Source organism: Bacillus clarus (genome assembly GCF_000746925.1).
Lineage (GTDB): Bacteria > Bacillota > Bacilli > Bacillales > Bacillaceae_G > Bacillus_A > Bacillus_A clarus.
The window spans coordinates 3,640,115-3,663,829 of record NZ_JMQC01000008.1 but is presented as its reverse complement, the minus strand read 5'-3'; the positions used below and the strand labels follow the sequence as shown (position 1 = coordinate 3,663,829).

Below are 23,715 nucleotides of genomic sequence, written 5' to 3'. Positions count from 1 at the left end.
TTATTTAATCCCTACCTTTACTCGCGGCTGTACAAACGGCATCATTTCACGTAATTTACGACCAACTACTTCGATTTGATGTTCGTTTTCGTTCTCATTTGTCGCATGGAAATTCAGTCTTCCCGCTTTATGTTCTGCAATCCATCCTCTTGCAAATGTACCATCTTGAATTTCCATTAGTACTTCCCCCATCGCTTTCTTCGTATGTTCAGTAACAACACGTGGCCCCGATACGAAATCGCCCCACTGAGCTGTATCCGATACCGAATATCTCATATTTTCAAGTCCACCTTCATACATAAGGTCCACGATAAGTTTTAGTTCATGTAAACACTCAAAATACGCGAGTTCTGGTTGATAACCAGCATCGACTAACGTTTCAAATCCTGCTTTCACAAGTGCCGTCACACCACCACAAAGTACAGCTTGCTCTCCGAATAAATCTGTTTCCGTTTCTTCTTTAAACGTTGTTTCTAACACGCCCGCTCTCATTGCCCCAATTCCATCTGCATAAGAAAGTGCCTTTTCAGTCGCAGTTCCTGTGGCATCTTGATATACGGCAAATAATGCTGGAACAGCCCCACCCTCAGCAAACGTACGACGTACCAAATGTCCCGGTCCTTTCGGAGCTACTAGAAATACATCTACATTAGCTGGTGGTTTTACTTGATCAAAATGAACATTAAATCCGTGAGCGAATACAAGAGAATTTCCCGCCTGTAAATTCGGTGCAATTTCAGTTTCATACACTTCTGGCTGTAGTTCATCTGGTAATAGAATCATTACTACATCCGCCTGTTTTGCTGCTTCTTCTACTGTATATACAGAGAATCCATCTTCTTTTGCCTTATTCCATGACTTCCCTTGCCTCAGTCCAACTACTACATCAAAACCATTATCACGTAAGTTTTGTGCATGAGCGTGACCTTGTGAGCCATATCCGATGATTGCTACTTTCTTTTCCTTTAATACATTTACCGTTACATCTTTTTCATAATAAACTTTTGCCATTTTCTTTTCCCCCTATATTTAAATGATTATTGAATTAACATAACTTGTTTATCTTGCTTTTTCATACTACGCGTAAAAGCTGTTACACCTGTTCTTGCAATTTCTTTCAAACCGTATGGACGGAGAAGTTCAATTAACGCCTCTACTTTCTCTTGTGTACCTGTTACTTGAACAACTATGGAATCCTTCCCAACATCTATTACAGCGGCTCGAAATGGTTCAATTAAACTATATAATTCTGCTCTTGATACGCTTGAAGTTGCTACTTTAATAAGCGCAAGCTCTCTAGCAATCATCGCTTCTTCTGTAATATCAGATACTTTTAGTACATCGATTTGCTTATGAAGTTGTTTAATTAACTGTTCAACTTGCTGTTCATTTTCAACATGTACCACAATCGTCATCCTCGAAATATCCGATGATTCCGTATGACCTACTGAAATACTTTCAATATTAAAATGCCTACGCGTCATAACACCTGTAATTCTATTTAATACACCGCTCTGGTTTCGAACTGTTGCGGTAACAATCCTCTTCATCTCTTTTCCACCCCCTCCATTTGGTGAACACCTTTCCCAGGAGCAACCATTGGCATAACCTTTTCAGATTGCAGTACGCGGCAATCAATTACGACTGGCTCTCGTAATGCAATCGCATACTGTAGTTGTTGCTTTGCACGAATCGGGTCTTCAATGCGCACTCCCTTGATCCCATATGCATTGGCAAGTGCTACGAAATCAGGTTGACATGGAAGTAAAGAGTGAGAATATCGTTGATTATAAAATTCATCTTGCCATTGCCTTACCATTCCTAAAGCTTCATTATTTAAAATTAAAACTTTAACAGGTAAAGAATGCTCTTTTAATACACTAAGTTCTTGTAAGGTCATTTGGAATCCCGCGTCACCAACAATTGCGATGACTATTTCTTCTGGCTTCGCAATTTGCGCACCAATTGCCGCTGGAAAACCAAATCCCATCGTACCAAGTCCACCTGATGTTACCCACCTATCTGGACTTTTTAGCGGATAATATTGTGCAGCCCACATTTGATGCTGACCAACATCTGTTGTAACAATTGCTTTTCCTTTCGTAATTTCATACAATATATCAATCGCATATTGCGGCTTAATACTTTCTGAATCTTGTTTATACAAAAATGGATACTGTTCTTTTCTACTCTTTAATAATGCGAGCCATTCATGATGATTTTCTTTTCTTTCTTTAGAATGAAGTAAAACCTCTAATGCCTGTTTTGCACTCGCAACAATCGGAATCTCTGTCGGAACATTTTTCCCGATTTCCGCTGGGTCAATATCAATATGGGCAACAGTGGCTTCTTTCGCAAAATAAGCTAAATTCCCTGTAAGGCGATCATCAAATCTTGCACCTATATTAATAAGCAAGTCACATTCATATAACGCCATATTTGCTGTGTATGAACCATGCATACCTCCCATTCCTAAAAATAGTTCATCATCTGGTGGAAAACCGCCAAGGCCGAGTAACGTATGAACAACCGGAACTCGAAGCTGACGAGCAAAATCCGTTAATTCTTTCGATGCTTTCGCATGCAACACACCTGCTCCTGCTAAAATTAATGGCTTTTTAGAAGTCTCAATCGCTTGTAATAGCTTGTTAATTTGTAGTAGATTCGGTTCGTAATTAGGCTGGTATCCCGGTAAATCCATTTGTACGTCAATACATCGCTCTCCTTGTTCCACTACCATATCTTTTGGAAGGTCAATAACGACTGGACCTGGCCTCCCTGTTCTAGCAATATGAAATGCCTCTTTAATAATTCGCGGTAAATCAGATGCTTTTCGTACTTGATAATTATGCTTTGTTACTGGCATCGTAAGCCCCATAATATCCGCTTCTTGAAAAGCATCACTTCCGATTAACGTCGTTGCTACTTGCCCTGTAAATACAACGAGTGGCAAAGAATCAATCATCGCATCAGCTAGACCTGTAATGACATTTGTTGCACCCGGTCCACTTGTTGCAATAACCACACCAGGATTTCCTGTAATCCGCGCGTATCCTTCAGCTGCATGAATCGCTCCTTGTTCATGTCTCGTTAAAATATGCGGAATCTCGCAATCATAAAGTGCGTCATATAACGGCAAAACTGCGCCACCAGGATAACCGAAAATAACTTCTATCTCTTCCTTTTCTAACGCTTCTAACAACAGCTGTGCACCGGTTGCCATTTTTTCTTCCGTTTTTGAAGACATTCCTTTTATGAGCCTCCTTTTAAAATCCTTTATAAAATAAAAAAATCCTACGTCCACACTCCAGCTATGTGCTGAAGGGACGAAAGATTTCGCGGTACCACCCTTCTTTGCAAGAATACTCTTGCCTCAGTGACTCAAGGGAATGAGTCTAGCTAATAACGGAGCTACCGTCTAAGCCTAGACAAACGCTTCAGCTTAGCACTCAAGGGCGATGTTCGTCGACGTGAACCATCGGTTTCCAGCAACCACCGACTCTCTGTGAGGCTTCACAATCAACTACTCCTCCCTCTCAACGCTTTATCATGTAATACAAATCATTATCCAACTTTATTTTCTTCGTAAATTTTCTCTCCATCTTCTACAACTAACTTACGGAATTCTTCTAATAAACGATTTGTGTGTGGTCCTGTTCTACCTAAACCAATCGTTCTACCATCTACTGTCGTAACAGCAATTACTTCAGCTGCTGTTCCAGTTAAAAATACTTCATCGGCCACATATACATCATGCCTTGTGAATAGCTCTTCTCTTACGTCATAACCGAGTTTTTCACCAAGCTCTAAAATTGCATTTCGTGTAATTCCTTCTAGTGCTCCAGCAGAACTTGGTGGTGTAATCAATTTATTTCCTTTTATAATAAATACATTATCTCCAGAGCCTTCAGCTACGTATCCTTGATCATTTAACATAAGCGCTTCTTGTACACCAGCTAGTTTCGCTTCAATACGAACTAAAATATTATTTAAGTAATTTAAAGATTTCACTTGAGGGGATAATACATCTGGGCGATTGCGACGCGTTGCAACTGTTACAACCGGAATCCCTTTTTCATAATATTCTGACGGAAATAGAGATAATTGTTCCGCAATTACTACTACATTTGGTTTCGTACAAGAATCGGGATCTAACCCCAGGTTTCCTGCTCCTCTTGATATAACGAGGCGAATATACCCATTAGAGAGTTTATTTTGACGAATCGTTTCAACAACGATATTCGTTACTTCTTCTAGCGTATATGGGATTTCCAACATAATGGATTTCGCTGATTCATATAAACGGACAAGATGTTCCTTCAGGCGAAAAACATTACCGCTATAAACGCGAATTCCTTCGAACACCCCATCGCCATATAAATAGCCATGATCATATACTGAAACTTTAGCTTCGTCTTTTGGTACAAATTCTCCATTTAAGAAAATCCGTTGCTCGTTCACTTAAAAGCGCCCCCCTATGTTCTATGAATTTTTTATTGTTTCCTAGTTTACTCTCCTTTTCAAATAAATCAAGATAATTTTTAGAAAATTTTCAATTTTCATTCTCGTGCATACCTTTAATTATATTGATTTAACAACATTGTTAACGTTTACAAAAAGTCAAAAAAATTTTTCGTCACTTTTCACTCAAAAAAATATTTGTTTACAAGAAGGATTTTCGTCAAATGATGCGAATCTATTGTTTCAATAAACGAACATCCGATTTTATATATTCGGGAATATACAACGACTTTTGATGAAAAAGGGGGAAAATAACAAAAATAACACTGTCTAAAAATAACATTCATATTTTCCATTTCGCAATCATAATCCTATTTTTAAAAAACAATTTGTCAAATGAAGGAGGAATTTAATATGGCGTGTGTACAAATCAAAGGAACGAGACAAGAGGTAGTAGAAATGCTACAACTATTCGATTTAATGGATACGAAAGGTTTTTGTAAATTCAATAATTATGTAGAAGTAGAACCAACTAGCGAAGAGCATAATAATTTTATTGCCTCAATTAATCTTGCTTCCAATAATCACTCTACTCGAGATACATTAAACGACCAATTTGTTAGTCAAATGCTCACTGGCGTATATAACGACTAAGCAAATAGCTTCATGCTTTCCTACCATCTTTTTCTTGAGCTTATAAATATATGCTAAAAATTTGCGCATACTAGTGGATAGATGGTAGGAGGTGACAATTATGGCTAGAATCGGTGTTGAGAACTCTTTAACAGATGTTCAACAAGCTCTTCAGCAACAAGGGCATGAAGTCGTTGCCCTAAACTCTGAAAATGACGCACAAGGATGCGACTGCTGCGTTGTAACTGGGCAAGACTCTAATGTAATGGGAATCCAAAATGCATCAATAAAAGGATCGGTAATTAAAGCAAGTGGTTTAACAACGGATGAAATTTGTCAACAAGTTGAAAGCAGAATATAACCAATACTGTGCTCATTATTGTGTCATTTACACAAAAAGAGAAGGCTCCTTCTGAAAAGGAGCCTTCTCTTTTTTTATATTCACCTAACGGGAAAGTAACATATACTGGATGAAAGCCCTACCTCTCTCTCATCATTACGGTTCCACTGACCGCTCCTTGATTCACTAGTATGTGTACAAGCTTATAAATATGATTTTTTAGGGTCTGTTCACAAAAGTTGTTGATAAAGTTATCCGATCTTTCGCAAACTTTTTCATATCATATTCACAAGAATATCCAATTTATACTAGCTGTAACCGAGACACGAAATATAATTTTAACATAACACAAAATAGTCGTCAATACTTTTTACAAAAAATAAAAAAACAGACATTGCGATCCGTCTGTTTTTAGAATGGTGCTTTTTCTTTTACTACATAAACAACAAATCCGCTTACTAACATACATAAGCCGACAAAAAAATTTTTGATGTTGATCATAATTACCTCTCCCTTATTTCATAAAACATATATATTTACATTTCAATTATATTCATCGTCCTTAAACACACTTTTTCTAATATATCATAATTCCTAAAAAATGCAAGTTCGTCTTTAACGACCGTTTACAAACTTATCTACAGTACTTGGTACTGTATTTAAAGCTTTTTCAATTAAATGTGTACTACTATGCAAGTGTAATACTTGTACACCGCCAGATCCCACTACTAAAAAAGCAACTGGGCTAATCGAAACACCTGCACCACTTCCCCCTCCAAACGGATGCCCTTGTTTCACTTCTTTTTGCCCTTGTCCCGTATTACTTTTCCCATGAGACACATCTCCTTTAAAATCACTTCCCCCAGCACCAAAACCGAAAGCAACTTGTGAAACCGTTAAAACAACATTTCCATCAGCTGTCGAAACCGGACTTCCGACAATTGTATTTACATCTACCATCTCTTTTAAATTTGTCATTGCTGTTTTCATTAAGTTTTCAATTGGATGTTCCATTATTTAAAGCACCCTTTCCTCATTATTCTTTTTTATACTTTCCAAAATAGAGGAAGTCATACCAAGTTTTCCAATTCATGAAAAAACAAGTACACTCTTCCCTTTTCATTTGGGTATTACTACCTGTAGATAGCCGGATAAAAACAAAAAAGATATACATACTACTACTGAACCTTGTTATGAAAGGAGTCATTACTTTGACTGAAAAATTTGATGAACACAAAAGAACAGATGGAATAGATAGCGATTATAAAGAAGAATACGCAGCAGAAGTTGCACCACAGCGCATTGACTATAATGATAAAGACGATGTGAAATCATCAGCAGCGGGATCAACAGCTGGTTTTATCGCCCTTGCTTTAGCTGTATTATCGCTTTTTACATTCCCAACACTATTTGGACTTGTTTCTGTTTTATTAGGTATTTATGCTTATAACCGCGGAGCTACTGTAACTGGTGGAATCGCTGCTATTGTCGGTGGAATCGCTGCACTTATCGCAATCCTATTCCGCGTGGCGCTTATTGGTTTATTGTTCTCTCTTTTTTAAAAGAAAAAGGTATCTCGCTTTATGCGGGATACCTTATCCTGTAAATACATCTTCCGATGGATATCGAATTTTTTGTTTTGCTGGGCGTGCTAAAGAAAAGACAAGCGTTAACGGTCCAATTAATCCACAAAACATGACGAACATAATAATACATTTTCCGACCGCTGATAGCTTCGCTGTAATTCCCATCGTTAATCCAACTGTACCAAACGCCGAAATCGTTTCGAATAACAATTGAATAAAGCTAAAGTTTTCTGTAAGCATTAATAAAAATACCGCTGTAAAAATAAGTATTTGACTAGCAACTACAATCGCTAATGCTCTCGTTACTGTCGACATTTTAATTGTGCGATGGAATAAAACAAAATCTTCCTTTTTTCTAAAGAAGGAGATAACAGATGTAATTAAAATAACAAATGTCGTTAACTTAATTCCTCCACCTGTTGATACACTGCCTGCACCAATAAACATTAAAATCATCGTAAATAATATAGATGATTCTTCCATTCCTCCGTAATCAACTGTATTAAAACCAGCTGTACGCGGTGTAATCCCTTGGAAAAACGAAGCCCACAGCTTTTCATTTAAAGATAATGGTCCTAGCGTTTTAGCATTATTATATTCCAGTGCCAAAATTACAACCATTGCAATAATATTAAGCACTACGGTCCCAATAATCATAATTTTCGAATGAACTGATAGCTTTCGAAAACTACGGCTATACCATATATCAATTAATACCGTAAAACCTAAGCCGCCTATCACAATTAAAGAACAAATACCTATATTAATAATAGGATCTCCTACATATCGTGTTAAATTGTCAGGCCAAAGTGCAAATCCAGCATTATTATACGAGGCAATCACATGAAAAACACTATAGTACAAACCTTTTCCAAAGCCAAACTCTGGAATAAAGCGAATAGATAAAAATACAACTCCAACTAATTCAATACAAATAGAAAAAATAAAAACTCGTTTTACTAATTTTACAAGGCCACCAATATTCGTTTGATTAAAAGCTTCTCCAATTAGTAATCGATGACGTAAACCAATTTTTTTACCTAATATCCACACAATTAAAATGGCAATTGTCATGAGTCCTAGGCCACCTGTTTGAATTAAAAACAGAATGACAATCTGACCAAACATCGTGAAGGTACTTGCAGTATCTACAACACCAAGACCAGTTACTGTAGCTGCTGATGTTGCTGTAAAGAAAGCATCTACCCAGCTAATATGTACTTTCGTTGCAAACGGTAGCTTTAATAATAATCCACCAACAACAATTAAACAAAAAAATCCCATTGCTAAAATTTGAGGTGGACTTAATCGGATAAAACGATTGTACAATCCTTGTTTTTTCGTTACTTGCATATCACTAACTCCCTTAATAAAGTGAAACTTCTATCTCAATCCCATTTCCCTAAGATAAAATGTAGTAAAGCAACCAAATCTTTATACTCTCATAATATAGTTGAGCATAATCTTTTTTTTCATAGATTTCAACTTTTATTTATATTCGGATTTCACAGCATTTTTCTATTTATACCTCTGCCCGCCCTATTACTCTCACAATAACCATTTCATATCTATCATTTTTTAATTCCCATATCTTTCACTTCAAGTTCACATCAGAGTCACATCTATCTTTTATATTATATGTATCGAAGCTGTTCCTCCCTAATTTTCGAGACATTCCCCAGTGTCTTAAGCAGCTTCCATCCCTAATTAAATTGACATAAATTGTCCCCTTCCTTAGGCCATCTTATATTAAGATGGTTTATTTTTTGTTCTCTATCATCATAATTACTTTAAAATCCCCATACCTTTCACTTTAAATTCACACGAGAGTCACATCTATCTTTTATATTATATGTATCGAAGCTGTTCCTCCCTAATTTTGAGACATTCCCCAGTGTCTTAAGCAGCTTCCATCCCTAATTAAATTGACATAAATTGTCCCCTTCCTTAAGCCATCTTATATTAAGATGGCTTATTTTTTGTTCTCTATCATCATAATTACTTTAAAATCCCCATACCTTTCACTTTAAATTCACACGAGAGTCACATCTATCTTTTATATTATATGTATCGAAGCTGTTCCTCCCTAATTTTGAGACATTCCCCAGTGTCTTAAGCAGCTTCCATCCCTAATTAAATTGACATAAATTGTCCCCTTCCTTAAACCATCTTATATTAAGATGGTTTATTTTTTGTTTTTTTATATAATTTCCTTCTTCCACCAATAACTATTGGTAATCCATATTTCATTACATAGCTTTCGGGAAATATTGTAAAAATAGGTATTTTTCCGTTACAAATAAGTTAGTAAGGAATCTTATTAAAGGTATTTGCAAAAAAGTATTGTTCGTTTCATTAAACATTTCGGCCAGTAATAGCAATTGGATTCAGTACTTCTAGCTCTAACACTTCTCTACCATTCGCAATGAAAACAGTTCAAGAAAAACTAGGTGTTTCAAAATCAGAGGACAAATATAACGCCGATAATTCTGCCGCTTCCTAATAAAAAGGAGTGAATAATTCACTCCTTTTTTGATTTACTTCCTTTTTTAGAACGATATTCTTTTCCTTTATTATCGTTACCTGTTTCAAACTCAGAACTAAATTCCTGCTGAAACTGTCCTGATTTAGGCGAACCTTGATTTCCACTACCTTTACTACCATTACGATTTGTCATTATTTTCTCTCCTTTCATCTTCCATTATTGGTAGTATGTCTTTCCTTCTATCGTCATACACATCACATTTTTACTTTCCATTCATTGTTAGCTACTATCAATTACGAAAAAACGCTTACCGATAGGTCCTCTTCCGACCTATCGGTAAGCGTTTTCTTTCTAGAATTCAACTATACATTTCACACATTTAAATAAGCTTTTTTGAAATAGATATCATTACATTCATTTCTTCTTCTGAAAGCGCAGAAAATCTTTCTTGTAAATACTTCTTTTTCTCAGACTCCATTTTTGCAACTAACTCTTTACCTTGTTCTGTTATCTCTAAATATACAACACGGCGGTCTGATGTGGAGCGTGAGCGTGTTACAAACCCTTTATTAATTAACTTTTCCGTCACAGCTGTAATATGGCTATTTGATACATTCAATTCACTAGCTACACGTGAAACCATCTCTTTATTCGCGCGATTTAATATTCTTAATACGATAAACTCATTCCATGGTATGTACCCACCAAAAATTTTACCAATATCATTACGCAATGTGCGGAACATAGCAAAGACATTTGTAGATAAGTCCTCCATTAATTGTTCTCGGTTTTGAGACACCTTTGACATCTCCTTTTATTTCATTTAGTTAAATAAAAACTTCATTAACAATTTTACATCAAATATTACTTTTTGTCACCTTATTTTTCCATGAATTGTAGTTTTTATAAAGGTCCTTTGTGCTATAATTATAATGAAATATTTTCCAAACAGTTTTTTCGGAGGAATGGAGCGATAAAAAAAGATTTCCCATTTAAATAAAAAAGAAAAAACGATTGTTCTCGGTAGTATTAGTCTTTTTATCATTATCGTTTTTGCATTCATTTTTTGTATATGTGTATATGTTGGAGTTTTCCGTTTAATTGGTGTAGAGTACACCTCCCGAACCGCCCGCATACTATTTTTTATATTACTTCTTACTACTTAGAAAGATTTACTCGTTTCATCCTATTATTTTTTAAAGCTCTTTTAAACCCTTTATTAACGTACATGTCAAAATGGCTTTCTCTCTTATTTCTTTCCCTTATTGAACTCTCACTAGACTGGTTGTTATTCATACTGCTAATGATTGGATGGAAAGCATATTGATCTCTAATGTGGGTGAATTACTTATTGTTCTTGTCTTTTTTGTTTAGATAAAGTGAAACTTTAATCAGCGGGAGGGTTTTCCATCCTCCACTGATTATTAACCCACACCAATCGGGCTTTTACAGGCAGTTAATCTCCACCTAACTTCTTTGCTTCCGCTGAATTTTGAGATGGAGTCTTACTACCTTCAAATAGCGGGGTAAATTATGGCCAACTTATAGTAAAAAGAAAGAGTAAGATACAAGCTTTTCTCTACAAAAATTGGTACAATGAAAGCAAATCATACTAAAGAGGTGTTACTTATGAACTTACAACAATGGGCTGATAAAGGCATATCCTTTGATACATATGTAAATGAAATGAAAGTGAATCAATACGAACTATTACATATTTACAATAACTTTTTAATTCCTAACGAATTACTTCCTGTTTTAGAGGAACATCAAAATGATGGCTTGCGCGTAATCGTATTAACTGCTGATTGGTGCGGCGATGCCCTTTTATGTGTACCTGTTATGAAACGAATTTGTGAAGTTGCAAATATTGATATGCGATTATTAATTCGTGATGAAAACTTAGAATTAATGGATCAATACTTAACAAATGGAACAGCGCGTGCGATCCCAATTTTTATTTTCATTGATAAAGAAGGAACTGAACAAGCTGTTTGGGGACCACGTGCGCCAAAAATACAAGAGTTAGTAACTTCTATGCGCGCTACATTACCAGAAAAAGAAGATCCAACATTTGAAGAAAAACAAAAAGAAATGTACGCTAATTTCCGTGCAACATTAGCTGATGATACTTCCCTTTGGGGGCATGTAATGGAAAGCATGATTGAAAAAGTAGTCAAATAAAAAAACTGCCGGGTTCGGCAGTTTTTTTATTACATAAGGAAGAAGTAGAATACCGCTGCTAAAATAAAACGGTAATAAGCGAACGGTGTTAGTTTTACACGAGCTAATAATTTTAAGAATGAAACAATCGCAAGCATTGCAACAACAAATGCTGTAATAAATCCACTTGCAAATAACGGTATATCAGCCGCGCTTAATACGTCCCAGCTTTTAATTAAATCTAAGCCACTTGCAGCTACCATCATCGGTACTGCTAAAATAAATGTATATTCCGCTGCCGCTGTATGCGAAACACGTGCTAATAAACCACCACTTATTGTCGATCCAGAACGTGAAAATCCTGGCCAAAGCGCTAAACATTGGAACATTCCAATTGTAAATGCTTGTTTATATGTAATTTCATCTAATGTTCTTGCTGTACTTGGTTTTGAAAACTTCTCAGCAATAATCATTAAAATACCACCAGCAACTAAACTAATAACAACCGGTCCTGGACCAAATAGAACTTCCTTAATCGCACTATGGAATAATACACCCAGTATTCCGGCAGGAATCATACCGATAATAATATGTAGTAAGTTTAACGATGGCCCTTCTGTTACTTTCCCAATTCCAACTAATGACCATAAACGTTTCCAAAATATAACAACAACTGCTAAAATCGATCCCAATTGGATAACAACTTCAAAGACTTTCGCTCTTTCGTCGTCAAATCCAAGTAAATGACCTGTTAAAATCATATGTCCTGTTGATGAAACTGGTAAAAACTCTGTTAATCCTTCAACAGCACCCATGATTAATCCAATTAACCAATCAGCCACGAATAGTGCCTCCTTAATAACGAATATATAATTTTTTCACACCTTATCATAATACCTTATCCCTTTTCAAAGTGCATCTTTTTTTTATTTATTTCATATGTTACAGACGCTTATTTCTTTTCTATTTTTTGATTAAATTGTATGATAGTAAGAGTTTGTTTTTTTATATAGAAAGGGGATTTTATGAAAGAAACTACTTCATTCTCACAAAAGATAAAACAATTCGTATTACTATTCTTCCCAATTTTCGTAACCCAAATGTCATTATTTGCAATGAGTTTTTTTGATACTACAATGTCAGGGCATGCAAGCCCTATCGACTTAGCAGGTGTTGCAATTGGAACTAGCATATGGCTCCCCGTTAGTACTGGATTAACAGGCATTTTAATGGCTACTACTCCGATTGTCGCTCAACTCATTGGATCGAAACAAAAAGAAAAAGTTCCTCACGTTATCATACAAGCCGTATACTTAGCAATTTGCGCTAGTCTCATTGTTATTCTTATTGGCTTCTTTGTTGTTTCACCTATTTTAAATGGCATGCGTTTAGAAGAGCCCGTAGAACGTATTGCAGGGCAATTTTTAAGTATTATCGCGATTGGAATTATCCCTTTATTTGTTTATACGGTCTTACGTGGATTTATTGATGCATTAGGAAAAACACGAACAACGATGATCATTACATTACTCTCTCTACCAATTAATGTAGTATTAAATTACTTATTAATTTTCGGTAATTTCGGCTTTCCTAAACTCGGTGGTGTCGGTGCAGCTATCGCTTCTACAGCAACGTATTGGTGCATTTTAATTATCACTATCATTATTATTTGTACGAAAGAACCTTTTGCTTCTTTCCATGTCTTTAAACAGTTATACCGTCCTTCTCTTTCAAGTTGGAAAGAATTTTTAAAACTTGGCGTTCCAATTGGATTTGCTATCTTTTTTGAAACGAGTATTTTTGCTGCGGTAACACTTATGATGAGTAATTTTAGTACGACGACAATTGCAGCACATCAGGCAGCAATGAACTTCGCTTCATTGCTATATATGACCCCTTTAAGTTTAGCAATGGCCATGACCATCTCAGTTGGATTTGAAGTTGGAGCGAAACGATATGAAAATGCAAAACAATACGGTTTTATTGGCATTGGTTTAGCACTTGCTTTTGCCCTTTTATATTCAATCCTTCTTTACTTCTTTGATGATGAAATTGCAGCTATTTATACGACAGATGCAGCTGTTCATCGTTTAGCAAAAGAGTTTCTCATATTCGCTATTTTATTTCAAATTTCAGATGCTATTGCAACTCCGGTCCAAGGGGCACTGCGTGGTTATAAAGATGTAAATGTAGCCCTAATTATGACGTTAATTGCTTACTGGATAATAGGCCTACCTCTTGGATACGTATTAGCCACCTATACTGATTGGGCTGCGAAAGGCTATTGGATTGGTCTTATTCTCGGCCTCGCATTTGGTGCAGCCTTCCTACTCATTCGTCTCTTTCAAGTACAGCGAAAATATGCAATACAAAACAGCCGCTAACTATATAGCGGCTGTTTTCTTCATGTATAGTTCTTCTTAGGAGTGTGTAACATAATAAAAAAGAAAGGTGTACATATATGGACGAACAAAAAAAGAAGCAATCATTCGATGAAGAATTCGCACCTGAAATTTCACCTGGTTATCGACAAGATGTACATAAGCCACCTAAATATAAAAATACTTCCTTTTTAATTGGCATTGCTATTTTCGCTGCAATATTACTTGTACTTATCATTTTCGTTTACTTTTAATGAAAGGTGGTCTATTTTGTGAAAAAGCAAGCTTCTCATTTTTCTAAAAGAGTTGTTAAAACACAAAAAGGTTATGCCGGTGATTCCGTTAATAACCATAAACAGGTCGAACAAGGAAACTTACAAATTGCTCAAAAAGAACTCGGTCAGCAAAATGAAAACCTTTAAAAGTCCCCATATTTTTGGGGACTTTTTCATTCTACATACTGCTTTTGTTCTGCAATTTTAAACAATTGATCCTCCTTTACAATTTCCATTTCATAACTTACTTTCATTTCACTTCTTTCTTCATTCTCAATGCCTGCAACGTACGCTGTGGCATAATAAACGAAGCTTGTATCCGATTTCTCTTTAATCTCTTCTTTCATAAATTTATATTCTAAATTACGAAACCGATTCGGATAATAATTTCTCATTAACCGTCCATAACCGTCCGTTACGAATAGCTCCTCACTCTTTTGTTTAAGCTCCTTCTAATCATCAAGAGCAAAAACTGATAGTTGCGCTGCTACAAGGTATTCCCCTATTTTTTTCATTTCATCAGCAGTTAACTTCTCTACTTTCTTATCCATTATCTCTTCATGTATTTTGTACTCATCTATCGATTTAAATTGTGCAAAAACTGAACTATTATAAAGGCCTAAAAAGCAAATACCTATTAATAACAAAAGTACTATCATTCGTTTATTTTGAATACGCACCTACCAACCTTTCCTCAAATCATTATTTCTATTTTATCACAAAGATAGAAAATTCTGATATCATAAAATAAAACGATCTACTTTATAAAAATAGAAATGAGGAAATGACATGGACTCCTATAAACAGTATATACAACAAATACTCCCGGATCTCCCTATATACTCTTATAAACAAAATGAAAATGGCTGGGATAATGTAGCGGTTATTATAAATGAGGCTTTACTCTTTCGTTTCCCTCGAAAATCAGAATATGCAAAGCGAATTCCATTAGAAAAAGAACTATGTGCAATACTTGCTCAGTCATTACAAGCAACCGAAGTTCCTAATTATCACCTATTGTATACAAATGATTCTGATTCTGTTCCATTTTGTAGTTACTATACTCTCATTCATGGTGATCCATTAACAGCTGAAACAGTCGCAAAATTAGAGAGAAAAGAGCGTGAAATAATTATTACACAACTGGCTACCTTTCTTGCGACTTTACATAGCATTCCAATAAAATGTGCTGAACAGTTAGGCTTTATAATAGAAAAAACTATCACTTACTGGAAACACCTTCAAAGTAAATTATATCATTACCTTTCTCATAGTTTTACACTCTTAGAAAGACAGGCCGTTCGTAACTTATTTCATAATTTTTTTGAGCTTATGCACGATCCAAATTTAGAAAACACAGTCATCCATGCTGACTTTACACATCATCACATTCTATTCGATGAGAAGAGTAAAGCAATTTCAGGAATTATTGATTTTGGCGATGCCCAAATAGGAGATCCTGCCCTCGATTTTGCTGGGTTATATTACGATTTTGGTAACGAATTTACTAAAGCTGTTTATAAACAATACTGTGCTCTTATTCCTCATCGTGACCCATTATTTACTCGACGCATCACTGATTTTTATCAATACAGCCCTTTACTCCATAATCTTATCTACAGCTTCGAAACAAATAATGAACGAGAAATAAAAAAGGATCGAGAAAGTTTGCGAGCAATACTCCAGGGATTGAATTAAATTCTCTCCCTATATTCTTTTTCTTCATACATCATTAATTTTTTATCCATCTCTACCATAACTTCGTACAGTTGAAATGCTTGTAAAATTTGCAATTGAATCCAAAAAGGAGCTTTTTGTTCTTTTAACCATTGAAACACTTTCACTTCATCTTTCATTGATTATTCCTCCTCTTATAAATTTCCCTACAAATATACGGTAAGTGATGAAAAGCTTTTCATGTCAATAACAAAAAAGGATGCAAATTTGCATCCTTTAATGTACAATATTTTTCTTCTGTAGTGATGACTCTTGTAACTCATCAACTTTACATTCATTGCGAAAAGCACAATTCATACATTCAGAACGAAAAGTACGCTCTGTATAGTGTTCTGGTTGTTGCAACATCTCTGTCATTCTATGTAAATCATTCATTCCAGTTTGAATGTCTTCATTTTTTGGAACATAATCCTACTTAGTTCCTTCTATTAAATTAATAATTTCAATTTTAAGAGGAAGAACACCGAAAGCTTTATAACAAAAAACAGTAGTCAGCTTTTGACAAAGAGCTAGCATTTCTTCATTTGCATCAATCACATATTTTTTAATTACAAATGATTGTGCACTCCATTCACCAACTTCAAAAGTGAGTGAAATATGAACACCGAGTTCTTCCATATATGTTTGAAACTTCTCATATAAAAACAGTGGTGGCGTTTCGTTCACATCTTTTTCTACAAACTGCAACAAATGATCTGTTAACCTTGCTAAAACAACGTAATACTCTGCCTTTGAAGCAAACATATTAACCCTTACTTTTTTCCAATGCTTCTCTAATAACGTTAACAGAAAGATTTTCGTTTGTTTTACCGCTGGTGCTGTATAGTACTCATTAATAATTTGATTCACAATCATTTGTGCTATTTGTTGCCATTCAAATGAAGATGCTTCTCTTCTTTTTATATGGCGGAAATAAAATTTATGTGGACAACGCATAAAATCATATAAATGATAATCTGTCATCGTTTTGATTGAGATTTTCTCATGCAATTGCTCTTCATCCCCCTCCCACCATTAAGAAAGATGTTTTACAAATTCAGCTCCAAACTCTAAACATTTTTCTACATCTTCATCTTCTGGCGTTAATTCTACTTTTAGTCCTTCTAGTACAACTTCTGCACCACGTTCCTGTAATTTTTCTATTAGAATGTCAACAGCTACACCATATTTCGGGTAAGCCGAATCACAAGAACCGAATACTGCTGCTTTTTTACCTGCTAAATTGATCGCTTCCATTTCATCATAAAAATCTAAGAAATCATCAGGAAGCTCTCCATCTCCCCAAGTATAAGCTCCTAAAATAATACCGTCATATTCTTCTAACGTAGAAGCTTCTGGCGTTGTCATAATATCAATTACTTCAATTTCATTTCCCGTTTCACGAATCGCACCAGCAATATGATCAGCCATTTCTTCTGTATTCCCACTCATACTTGCAAAAATCATTACTAACTTATTCAACTAAATCTCTCCCTTGATTACGTATCTCTTTTTCTAATTTACTGTTTTTCTTCTCGTCTACATATTCAGAACGAATTACATTTCGTTGCCATTTCATTATATTTATCTATATATTTAGTTTTTAATTCCCTTCATCTCAAGGCGAAATGTTTTTCTCATCTCTTCCTCATCCATTCTTTTACCTATCATTTTATTGATAATCATTATCAATTCTAACTATACACTTAGATTAATTGAAAATGATTATCAAAGTCAATAAATATTTTTAAAAAAATAATGAAAAAGTACAAGCTTGTCCGTGAATTGTTCATATATTATAAATGAGCATAGTTCTTTCTCAGCCCTCTCTGACGGAAAGAAATAAAAGCAACTGCGATGAGCGCAGTTGCCTTTTTTTGCATTATTTACTACGTTTCTAGCAATTTCATAGCCGACTCTAAAAATAGCTCAGCTCCATAAACTAAAGCCGATTCATCTAAATCAAATTTCGAGTGATGATGTGGATAACGAGTATCGATACGTTTATTTCGCGTGCCTAATTTAATGAAGCAACCTGGAGCTTTTCTTAAATATGCCGAGAAATCTTCTCCTCCCATAGAGGGCTCAAGTCGCGTAACTCGATTCTTCCCGAACAATTCTATTGCACTTTCTTCTATTACTTTCGTAATATACGTATCATTAATAACAGGGTCATATCCGTAACGATACGTATATGTATATACCCCTCCATGAGCTTCTGTAATTCCTTTCACGATTTGCTCAATTTTCTCTTCTGCTTCTGCTCTTAATCTTTGATTAAAAGAGCGAACCGTTCCCATTAAATTTGCCGCACTTGGAATTATATTATCAGCGGTTCCTCCATGAAATTGTGTAACAGAAACAACCCTTTGCATAAAAGCACTCGTATTTCTTGATACGATATGTTGTAGGTTTGTAATAATTTGTGCTCCGATAGCGATTGGATCTATCGTTTCTTCTGGTCTCGCCGCATGTCCGCCCCTGCCCTTAATTTCAATTGTAAAGACGTCTGGTGCTGCCATCATAGGTCCGTATATGATTCCAATCTTCCCACTCTCCAGTCCAGACATCACATGTAAACCAATTACATAATCTACGTCATCCATTACACCAGCCTGTACTATTTCCTGGGCACCACCAGGGTACACTTCCTCTGCATGCTGAAAGAAAAGACGAATCTCTCCTTCAAAATTTCCATCCATGCTTGCAAGTGCCTCAGCTACTCCTAATAAAATAGCTGTATGCGCATCGTGACCACATGCATGCATCACACCTTGATTAACTGATGCATAAGGTTTAAATGTCTCCTCTTGAATTGGTAAAGCATCTATATCTGCCCGAATCGCCACTACCTTTCCCGGTTTCTCTCCGGTTTTCTTCGCCATCACACTATACTTCGTTGGTCTCGTTACTTCAAAAGCAGAAAATGAACATACTGTATCATATATAAATTGTGAAGTATTTTCTTCACGGAATGATAGTTCAGGGAATTTATGGAAATGCCTTCTCCACTTTATAATGTGTTCTTCCGATATAAGTCTCCTCCAATCCCTTTTCACACGAACAGCCTCCTTTTCATATCCCCTTAACAAGTTTATATAAAATAAGATATGAACTTGTTACAGTATTCTTACAGAACGCTTCCTTTTCATATGACAAATCTATTACAAATTCATGCCGAATGTAATATAATTGCTAAGTTAGGGATTTTCTTTTTTAGTATTTAGTGCTAATATCAGAAAAGAGCCTTTTGTCTTATTTTTACCTAAAATGTGGAATTTTGTTTTTTTCACAATAATGTAGGACATGATACCTACAAAGAGTTATTATTTCATTAAGAGAGGGAAAGACATGGAAAGATTAAAAGAGATATGGTCTCGACCACTCACACAATGGGTTGCAAAGACGGTTTATTACCTTGCAATTTTATTTGCATTACTTTGGTTGTATGGATTCCATGATACAAACACAAGTACATTTATTTACAATGAATTCTAGGGTGGGAACGTTATGAAGTTATTAGAACAAATTGAAAAGTGGGCTGCAGAAACGCCTGATCAAACCGCTTTTGTTTGGCGAGATGCGAAAATTACGTACAAACAATTAAAGGAAGATTCTGATGCGTTAGCACATTGGATTTCTTCTGAGTATCCAGCTGATCGTTCACCAATTATGGTGTATGGTCATATGCAACCTGAAATGATTATTAACTTTTTAGGGTGTGTAAAAGCTGGACATGCTTACATTCCTGTAGATTTATCTATCCCAGCTGATCGTGTACAACGTATCGCTGAAAATTCTGGTGCGAAATTACTTTTATCAGGAACAGAAGTAACTGTAACTGATTTACCAGTTCGCATTGTAAGTGAAGACAACTTAAAAGATATTTTCTTTACTCATAAAGGGAAAACGCCAAATCCTGAACATGCGGTAAAAGGTGATGAGAACTTCTATATTATTTACACATCAGGAAGTACAGGTAATCCGAAAGGGGTTCAGATTACTTATAACTGCCTTGTTAGCTTTACAAAATGGGCTGTAGAAGATTTCAACTTACAAACAGGGCAAGTATTCTTAAACCAAGCACCTTTCTCATTCGATTTATCTGTAATGGATATTTACCCATCATTAGTAACAGGTGGTACACTTTGGGCAATCGATAAAGATATGATTGCACGTCCAAAAGACTTGTTTGCTTCTTTAGAGCAATCGGATATTCAAGTATGGACTTCAACACCATCTTTCGCTGAAATGTGTTTAATGGAAGCATCTTTCTCTGAGAGTATGCTACCAAACATGAAAACATTCTTATTCTGCGGTGAAGTGTTACCAAATGAAGTGGCTAGAAAATTAATTGAGCGTTTCCCGAAAGCAACAATTATGAATACGTACGGTCCAACAGAAGCTACTGTTGCTGTAACAGGTATTCACGTTACCGAAAAAGTGCTTAATCAATACAAATCACTTCCAGTTGGCTATTGTAAATCAGACTGTCGCCTTCTTATTATGAGAGAAGATGGCACGCCTGCACCTGATGGTGAAAAAGGTGAAATCGTAATTGTCGGTCCAAGCGTAAGCGTTGGATATTTAGGAAGCCCTGAATTAACAGAAAAAGCATTTACTATGATTGACGGTGAGCGCGCCTATAAAACAGGCGATGCTGGCTATGTAGAAAATGGTCTTCTATTCTATAATGGTCGTCTTGATTTCCAAATTAAGCTTCATGGTTATCGAATGGAATTAGAAGAAATCGAACATCATCTTCGTGCGTGTTCTTACGTAGAAGGAGCAGTTATCGTTCCAATTAAAAAAGGTGAAAAATACGATTATTTATTAGCGGTTGTTGTTCCTGGAGAGCATTCGTTTGAAAAAGAATTCAAATTAACATCTGCAATCAAAAAAGAACTCAATGAGCGATTACCAAATTACATGATTCCACGTAAATTCATGTATCAATCTTCTATTCCAATGACACCAAATGGAAAGGTAGATCGCAAAAAATTATTGAGTGAGGTTACAGCATGACCGCATATGGATCATTTTATTTTTTCGCTATAGTGGGCATTTTATTAATACCTACTATCATAGCTGGATTAAAAGGTAAAATGTTGCGTAAATATAATGCCGTTTTAACATTAGTCATGCTTGCAATTATCTTCTCTGATAAACCGAAGCAAGCAATGATGTTAGCCGCGTTTATTATTTGGCAATATGTCCTTATTAAAGGCTATTTAACTTTAAGAAAACAAAATAATAATACGTTCATGTTTTGCATGGCCGTTATTCTATCAATTTTGCCGCTTATTTTGGCAAAAATCGCACCGTTTGTACCTGATTTAAAATTCATTGTTTTCGCAGGTATGTCTTACGTAACATTTAGGGCAGTACAAATGGTATTTGAAGTACGCGATGGTTTAATTAAAGAACTTTCATTCTTTAATTTCTGGGAGTTCGTTTTATTCTTCCCTGCTATCTCAACTGGACCTATCGATCGTTATCGACGATTCCAAAAAAATATTCAAAAGCCACCTAGTGCAGAAGAATATCAAACCTTACTATATACAGGGATTAACCGTATTTTCCAAGGTTTCCTTTACAAATTCATCATTGCCTACTTACTGCAAAAACATCTTGTAGATGCAGTAATTGCTAATAAAGATACAATCGTATCTAATATGATTTATATGTATAGTTATAGTTTATACTTATTCTTCGACTTCGCTGGCTATAGCGCGTTCGTAATTGGTGTAAGTTATATGATGGGGATTAAAACACCTGAAAACTTTAATAAACCGTTTATTAGCCGTAACATTAAAGACTTCTGGAATCGCTGGCACATGAGCTTATCATTCTGGTTCCGTGACTTTATTTACATGCGCTTCGTCTTTTTCGCAACGAAGAAAAAGTTACTGAAAAACCGATATACGATTTCTTATATCGGTGCATTTTTAAACTTTTTCATCATGGGGATTTGGCATATATTAGGTGAACATATTTACCAATACATTATTTACGGTCTTTATCACGCTGCCTTGTTTATTTTGTTTGATATTTTCGAACGAAAAAACAAAAAGCATAAGTTTTGGCCAAACAATAAATTTATGCATGTCCTTGCGATTGTAATTACGTTCCACTTTGTATGTTTCGGTTTCCTAATCTTCTCTGGGCACCTTAACAGATACTTTTAATGCACCCTTCTTATTCCATTAAGAAGTTGCACATATAATATATTTCGGATATAAAGGAGATTTTAAAAATGGCAGAATTCAAAGAGCAAGTATTAGATATTTTAGAAGAAGTATGTGAAAACGATATTGTGAAAGAAAACTTAGATGTTCAATTATTTGAAGAAGGTATTCTTGATTCTTTCGCTGTAGTATCTTTATTAGTTGAATTCCAAGAGCGTTTAGATATTGAAGTTTCTATTTCTGATTTTGACCGTGACGAGTGGGCTACACCAAACATGGTTATTAAGAAGTTGGAAGAAATCCGATGAACAAAGCAAAATTTGGTCCGATGCTTTTAGCATTGGCCCTTTTTGCTGTATTCTTACTTATTCCAACGCGCTTCCTACTTCCACTTGTAAGTGATGAAAAAGTAGAACAGGCTGCAACTTCTTTAAAAGAAGAAAAGATTCAAAGTATGATTTTACAGCAAAAGATGTTAGCAAATCCAAAATATCTTCCGATGTACGGTTCATCGGAATTCGCACGTATGGATGCTTTTCATCCATCAAATTATTTCAAAGTAAAGCCTGAAGGATTCACACCATTCCTTCTTGGACGAGGCGGAACACAAGACCTTGTACATGTATTAAACTTCGCATCTACAATGGATCAATTGAAAGATAAGAAAATGGTATTCGTTCTTTCTCCGCAATGGTTTGTACCACAAGGTATTGATGAAACGCACTTTGCACCTAACTTTTCAAAACAACAAGGTTACCACTTCATTTTTAATGATGATTTAAAGCCTGAAATGAAAAAGCAAATTGCAAAACGTTTATTAAACTTTGAGATTGTTAAGAAAGAAACTTTATTAAAAATTTCGCTTGAAGGTATCGCTTATGATGATACGAAATATAAAGTAAAAGCACTTACTGCTAAACCTTTCGCTTATATTTATCGTAACATTTTAGATCGTAAAGATTTATTTACAGCGATGTTTGATATTAAACCGCATAAAGAAAATCTTGATCCAACGTTGAAACAAATGAACTGGGACGAAGCACGTAAACATGCTGATCAAACTGGTGCATTAGAATCAAAATCAAATAAATATGGTATCGAAGATAATTACTTCAATAGTAAAATCAAAAAGAAATTGAAGCAACGTCAAGGTTACTTAAAAAATGATGCTTATGACCAATCTCCAGAATATGAAGATTTACAAATTGTACTTGATTTATTAAAACAATCTGGTGCAAAACCGCTCTTCATTTCTGTTCCTGTAAAAGGTCCTTGGTATGATTACGCTGGCTTCCCGAAAGAACGACGCGAATTGTACTACAATAAAGTTCATGAGCAAATTAAGAAAGCTGGCTATCCAATTGCTGATTTCTCAAATCATGAATATGATAAGTACTTCTTAAAAGATCATATGCACTTAGGTTGGAAAGGCTGGATTTACATCGACGAAGCTATCCAACAATTTTATAAAGCAAACTAACGAAAAG

At 35.3% G+C, this 23,715-nt stretch carries 26 protein-coding genes, 5 pseudogenes and 1 other annotated feature; of the genes and pseudogenes, 15 read left to right on the top strand and 16 right to left on the bottom strand.

The features are described from left to right. From ilvC to DJ93_RS34635, 5 genes and pseudogenes are all read right to left on the bottom strand, one after another. Complete coding sequence (gene ilvC, locus DJ93_RS19655) at positions 1–1,011, bottom strand: ketol-acid reductoisomerase (RefSeq protein WP_042982710.1); 1,011 nt, start codon at positions 1,009–1,011, stop codon at positions 1–3. A 26-nt stretch (positions 1,012–1,037) separates the two neighbouring features. Then, on the bottom strand, positions 1,038–1,550 hold the full coding sequence (gene ilvN / locus DJ93_RS19650) for an acetolactate synthase small subunit (protein WP_042982709.1): 513 nt from the start codon (positions 1,548–1,550) through the stop codon (positions 1,038–1,040). Beyond that, the gene (gene ilvB / locus DJ93_RS19645; RefSeq protein WP_042982708.1) at positions 1,547–3,247 is read right to left on the bottom strand and encodes an acetolactate synthase large subunit; all 1,701 of its coding nucleotides are present in this window, start codon (positions 3,245–3,247) and stop codon (positions 1,547–1,549) included. The genes ilvN and ilvB overlap by 4 nt, the downstream gene beginning before the upstream one ends. A 72-nt stretch (positions 3,248–3,319) precedes the next feature. Then, positions 3,320–3,549, bottom strand: a binding site (T-box leader). Between the two features lie 15 nt (positions 3,550–3,564). Continuing rightward, the gene (ilvE, locus tag DJ93_RS19640) at positions 3,565–4,461 is read right to left on the bottom strand and encodes a branched-chain-amino-acid transaminase (protein WP_042982707.1); all 897 of its coding nucleotides are present in this window, start codon (positions 4,459–4,461) and stop codon (positions 3,565–3,567) included. Between the two features lie 159 nt (positions 4,462–4,620). Then, a pseudogene (locus tag DJ93_RS34635) lies at positions 4,621–4,817 on the bottom strand (hypothetical protein). Between the two features lie 58 nt (positions 4,818–4,875). Between DJ93_RS34635 and DJ93_RS19635 the strand changes: the two are divergent. Both DJ93_RS19635 and DJ93_RS19630 read left to right on the top strand, forming a co-directional pair. Next, positions 4,876–5,115: a DUF3911 family protein gene (locus tag DJ93_RS19635; RefSeq protein ID WP_042982706.1), complete on the top strand. Its 240-nt coding sequence runs from the start codon at positions 4,876–4,878 to the stop codon at positions 5,113–5,115. A 100-nt stretch (positions 5,116–5,215) separates the two neighbouring features. Further along, positions 5,216–5,455 carry a YkuS family protein gene (locus DJ93_RS19630; RefSeq protein WP_042982705.1) on the top strand — a complete coding sequence of 80 codons (240 nt, stop codon included), beginning with the start codon at positions 5,216–5,218 and terminating at the stop codon, positions 5,453–5,455. Positions 5,456–5,845: 390 nt separating this feature from the next. Here the strand turns inward: DJ93_RS19630 and DJ93_RS19625 are convergent, their stop codons facing one another. Both DJ93_RS19625 and ytfJ read right to left on the bottom strand, forming a co-directional pair. Next, positions 5,846–5,935, bottom strand: a complete 90-nt coding sequence (locus tag DJ93_RS19625) for a hypothetical protein (RefSeq protein ID WP_042982704.1) — start codon at positions 5,933–5,935, stop codon at positions 5,846–5,848. A 114-nt stretch (positions 5,936–6,049) separates the two neighbouring features. Beyond that, positions 6,050–6,448, bottom strand: coding sequence for a GerW family sporulation protein (gene ytfJ / locus DJ93_RS19620; protein WP_042982703.1), 399 nt, complete (start codon positions 6,446–6,448; stop codon positions 6,050–6,052). Positions 6,449–6,627: 179 nt separating this feature from the next. On the opposite strand from ytfJ, the gene DJ93_RS19615 reads away from it, so the two are divergent. Beyond that, a complete protein-coding gene (locus DJ93_RS19615) occupies positions 6,628–6,996 on the top strand; it encodes an imidazole glycerol phosphate synthase (protein WP_117287833.1) in 369 nt (122 codons plus the stop codon). 33 nt (positions 6,997–7,029) lie between these two features. Here the strand turns inward: DJ93_RS19615 and DJ93_RS19610 are convergent, their stop codons facing one another. Next, positions 7,030–8,373, bottom strand: a complete 1,344-nt coding sequence (locus DJ93_RS19610) for a TrkH family potassium uptake protein (RefSeq protein ID WP_042982700.1) — start codon at positions 8,371–8,373, stop codon at positions 7,030–7,032. Positions 8,374–9,331: 958 nt separating this feature from the next. On the opposite strand from DJ93_RS19610, the pseudogene DJ93_RS30935 reads away from it, so the two are divergent. Continuing rightward, positions 9,332–9,484: pseudogene (locus DJ93_RS30935) on the top strand (cation:dicarboxylate symporter family transporter); the annotation flags it as partial. Positions 9,485–9,541: 57 nt separating this feature from the next. On the opposite strand, the gene DJ93_RS19605 reads toward DJ93_RS30935, so the two are convergent. Together DJ93_RS19605 and DJ93_RS19600 are read right to left on the bottom strand one after the other, a co-directional pair. After that, positions 9,542–9,697, bottom strand: a complete 156-nt coding sequence (locus DJ93_RS19605; protein ID WP_042982698.1) for a hypothetical protein — start codon at positions 9,695–9,697, stop codon at positions 9,542–9,544. Between the two features lie 187 nt (positions 9,698–9,884). Beyond that, positions 9,885–10,304 carry a MarR family winged helix-turn-helix transcriptional regulator gene (locus DJ93_RS19600; protein ID WP_042982697.1) on the bottom strand — a complete coding sequence of 140 codons (420 nt, stop codon included), beginning with the start codon at positions 10,302–10,304 and terminating at the stop codon, positions 9,885–9,887. 184 nt (positions 10,305–10,488) lie between these two features. Here DJ93_RS19600 and DJ93_RS33825 point away from each other — a divergent pair. Next, positions 10,489–10,879 (top strand): annotated as a pseudogene (locus DJ93_RS33825) (YrvL family regulatory protein). Between the two features lie 222 nt (positions 10,880–11,101). After that, positions 11,102–11,689 carry a thioredoxin family protein gene (locus DJ93_RS19590; RefSeq protein ID WP_117287823.1) on the top strand — a complete coding sequence of 196 codons (588 nt, stop codon included), beginning with the start codon at positions 11,102–11,104 and terminating at the stop codon, positions 11,687–11,689. Positions 11,690–11,718: 29 nt separating this feature from the next. On the opposite strand, the gene uppP is transcribed toward DJ93_RS19590, so the two are convergent. Then, positions 11,719–12,510: a bacitracin resistance undecaprenyl-diphosphatase gene (gene uppP / locus DJ93_RS19585; RefSeq protein WP_042982695.1), complete on the bottom strand. Its 792-nt coding sequence runs from the start codon at positions 12,508–12,510 to the stop codon at positions 11,719–11,721. 183 nt (positions 12,511–12,693) lie between these two features. On the opposite strand from uppP, the gene DJ93_RS19580 reads away from it, so the two are divergent. The 3 genes from DJ93_RS19580 (at position 12,694) to DJ93_RS33285 (ending at position 14,471) form a co-directional block, all read left to right on the top strand. Then, complete coding sequence (locus tag DJ93_RS19580; protein ID WP_042982693.1) at positions 12,694–14,052, top strand: MATE family efflux transporter; 1,359 nt, start codon at positions 12,694–12,696, stop codon at positions 14,050–14,052. A gap of 77 nt (positions 14,053–14,129) precedes the next feature. Continuing rightward, entirely contained in the window at positions 14,130–14,303 is a 174-nt protein-coding gene (locus DJ93_RS19575) for a 2-isopropylmalate synthase (protein ID WP_042982691.1), read from the top strand. An 18-nt stretch (positions 14,304–14,321) separates the two neighbouring features. Continuing rightward, on the top strand, positions 14,322–14,471 hold the full coding sequence (locus DJ93_RS33285; protein ID WP_042982689.1) for a hypothetical protein: 150 nt from the start codon (positions 14,322–14,324) through the stop codon (positions 14,469–14,471). Positions 14,472–14,497: 26 nt separating this feature from the next. Here the strand turns inward: DJ93_RS33285 and DJ93_RS34855 are convergent. Then, positions 14,498–14,983: pseudogene (locus DJ93_RS34855) on the bottom strand (biotin transporter BioY). Between the two features lie 130 nt (positions 14,984–15,113). Between DJ93_RS34855 and DJ93_RS19560 the strand changes: the two are divergent. Continuing rightward, a complete protein-coding gene (locus tag DJ93_RS19560; protein ID WP_042982688.1) occupies positions 15,114–16,022 on the top strand; it encodes an aminoglycoside phosphotransferase family protein in 909 nt (302 codons plus the stop codon). Here the strand turns inward: DJ93_RS19560 and DJ93_RS33280 are convergent. The 4 genes and pseudogenes from DJ93_RS33280 to DJ93_RS19540 all read right to left on the bottom strand — a co-directional run bounded on the left by DJ93_RS33280 (position 16,019) and on the right by DJ93_RS19540 (position 19,099). Continuing rightward, the gene (locus tag DJ93_RS33280) at positions 16,019–16,180 is read right to left on the bottom strand and encodes a hypothetical protein (RefSeq protein ID WP_042982687.1); all 162 of its coding nucleotides are present in this window, start codon (positions 16,178–16,180) and stop codon (positions 16,019–16,021) included. The genes DJ93_RS19560 and DJ93_RS33280 overlap by 4 nt on opposite strands. A 97-nt stretch (positions 16,181–16,277) precedes the next feature. Next, a pseudogene (locus DJ93_RS19550) lies at positions 16,278–17,051 on the bottom strand (hypothetical protein). 24 nt (positions 17,052–17,075) lie between these two features. Beyond that, complete coding sequence (locus tag DJ93_RS19545) at positions 17,076–17,522, bottom strand: flavodoxin (protein WP_042982686.1); 447 nt, start codon at positions 17,520–17,522, stop codon at positions 17,076–17,078. Between the two features lie 407 nt (positions 17,523–17,929). Next, positions 17,930–19,099 (bottom strand): M20 metallopeptidase family protein, encoded by a 1,170-nt coding sequence (locus DJ93_RS19540; RefSeq protein ID WP_042982685.1) that lies wholly within the window; start codon positions 19,097–19,099, stop codon positions 17,930–17,932. Between the two features lie 292 nt (positions 19,100–19,391). Between DJ93_RS19540 and DJ93_RS19535 the strand changes: the two genes are divergently transcribed. The 5 genes from DJ93_RS19535 to dltD all read left to right on the top strand — a co-directional run bounded on the left by DJ93_RS19535 (position 19,392) and on the right by dltD (position 23,708). Continuing rightward, positions 19,392–19,538 carry a teichoic acid D-Ala incorporation-associated protein DltX gene (locus DJ93_RS19535; protein ID WP_000440293.1) on the top strand — a complete coding sequence of 49 codons (147 nt, stop codon included), beginning with the start codon at positions 19,392–19,394 and terminating at the stop codon, positions 19,536–19,538. Between the two features lie 12 nt (positions 19,539–19,550). Next, positions 19,551–21,065, top strand: a complete 1,515-nt coding sequence (gene dltA, locus DJ93_RS19530; protein ID WP_042982683.1) for a D-alanine--poly(phosphoribitol) ligase subunit DltA — start codon at positions 19,551–19,553, stop codon at positions 21,063–21,065. After that, complete coding sequence (gene dltB / locus DJ93_RS19525; RefSeq protein ID WP_042982682.1) at positions 21,062–22,228, top strand: D-alanyl-lipoteichoic acid biosynthesis protein DltB; 1,167 nt, start codon at positions 21,062–21,064, stop codon at positions 22,226–22,228. Before dltA ends, dltB begins: the two co-directional genes overlap by 4 nt. Positions 22,229–22,296: 68 nt before the next feature. After that, positions 22,297–22,536, top strand: coding sequence for a D-alanine--poly(phosphoribitol) ligase subunit DltC (dltC, locus tag DJ93_RS19520; protein WP_000807310.1), 240 nt, complete (start codon positions 22,297–22,299; stop codon positions 22,534–22,536). Next, on the top strand, positions 22,533–23,708 hold the full coding sequence (gene dltD, locus DJ93_RS19515) for a D-alanyl-lipoteichoic acid biosynthesis protein DltD (protein WP_042982681.1): 1,176 nt from the start codon (positions 22,533–22,535) through the stop codon (positions 23,706–23,708). The genes dltC and dltD overlap by 4 nt, the downstream gene beginning before the upstream one ends. Positions 23,709–23,715 lie beyond the last annotated feature (7 nt).

Excerpts from the sequence above, each read along its gene's own strand:
- DJ93_RS19635 (WP_042982706.1), top strand. The coding sequence starts at position 4,876 with ATGGCGTGTGTACAAATCAAAGGAACGAGACAAGAGGTAGTAGAAATG.
- DJ93_RS19590 (WP_117287823.1), top strand. The coding sequence starts at position 11,102 with ATGAAAGCAAATCATACTAAAGAGGTGTTACTTATGAACTTACAACAA.
- dltA (WP_042982683.1), top strand. The coding sequence starts at position 19,551 with ATGAAGTTATTAGAACAAATTGAAAAGTGGGCTGCAGAAACGCCTGAT.
- DJ93_RS19560 (WP_042982688.1), top strand. The coding sequence starts at position 15,114 with ATGGACTCCTATAAACAGTATATACAACAAATACTCCCGGATCTCCCT.
- dltD (WP_042982681.1), top strand. The coding sequence starts at position 22,533 with ATGAACAAAGCAAAATTTGGTCCGATGCTTTTAGCATTGGCCCTTTTT.
- DJ93_RS19575 (WP_042982691.1), top strand. The coding sequence starts at position 14,130 with ATGGACGAACAAAAAAAGAAGCAATCATTCGATGAAGAATTCGCACCT.
- DJ93_RS19630 (WP_042982705.1), top strand. The coding sequence starts at position 5,216 with ATGGCTAGAATCGGTGTTGAGAACTCTTTAACAGATGTTCAACAAGCT.
- ilvN (WP_042982709.1), bottom strand. The coding sequence starts at position 1,550 with ATGAAGAGGATTGTTACCGCAACAGTTCGAAACCAGAGCGGTGTATTA.
- dltB (WP_042982682.1), top strand. The coding sequence starts at position 21,062 with ATGACCGCATATGGATCATTTTATTTTTTCGCTATAGTGGGCATTTTA.
- DJ93_RS19580 (WP_042982693.1), top strand. The coding sequence starts at position 12,694 with ATGAAAGAAACTACTTCATTCTCACAAAAGATAAAACAATTCGTATTA.
- DJ93_RS33280 (WP_042982687.1), bottom strand. The coding sequence starts at position 16,180 with ATGAAAGATGAAGTGAAAGTGTTTCAATGGTTAAAAGAACAAAAAGCT.
- DJ93_RS19605 (WP_042982698.1), bottom strand. The coding sequence starts at position 9,697 with ATGACAAATCGTAATGGTAGTAAAGGTAGTGGAAATCAAGGTTCGCCT.
- DJ93_RS19535 (WP_000440293.1), top strand. The coding sequence starts at position 19,392 with ATGGAAAGATTAAAAGAGATATGGTCTCGACCACTCACACAATGGGTT.
- ytfJ (WP_042982703.1), bottom strand. The coding sequence starts at position 6,448 with ATGGAACATCCAATTGAAAACTTAATGAAAACAGCAATGACAAATTTA.
- ilvC (WP_042982710.1), bottom strand. The coding sequence starts at position 1,011 with ATGGCAAAAGTTTATTATGAAAAAGATGTAACGGTAAATGTATTAAAG.
- DJ93_RS19610 (WP_042982700.1), bottom strand. The coding sequence starts at position 8,373 with ATGCAAGTAACGAAAAAACAAGGATTGTACAATCGTTTTATCCGATTA.
- DJ93_RS19625 (WP_042982704.1), bottom strand. The coding sequence starts at position 5,935 with ATGATCAACATCAAAAATTTTTTTGTCGGCTTATGTATGTTAGTAAGC.
- DJ93_RS19615 (WP_117287833.1), top strand. The coding sequence starts at position 6,628 with ATGAAAGGAGTCATTACTTTGACTGAAAAATTTGATGAACACAAAAGA.
- dltC (WP_000807310.1), top strand. The coding sequence starts at position 22,297 with ATGGCAGAATTCAAAGAGCAAGTATTAGATATTTTAGAAGAAGTATGT.
- ilvB (WP_042982708.1), bottom strand. The coding sequence starts at position 3,247 with ATGTCTTCAAAAACGGAAGAAAAAATGGCAACCGGTGCACAGCTGTTG.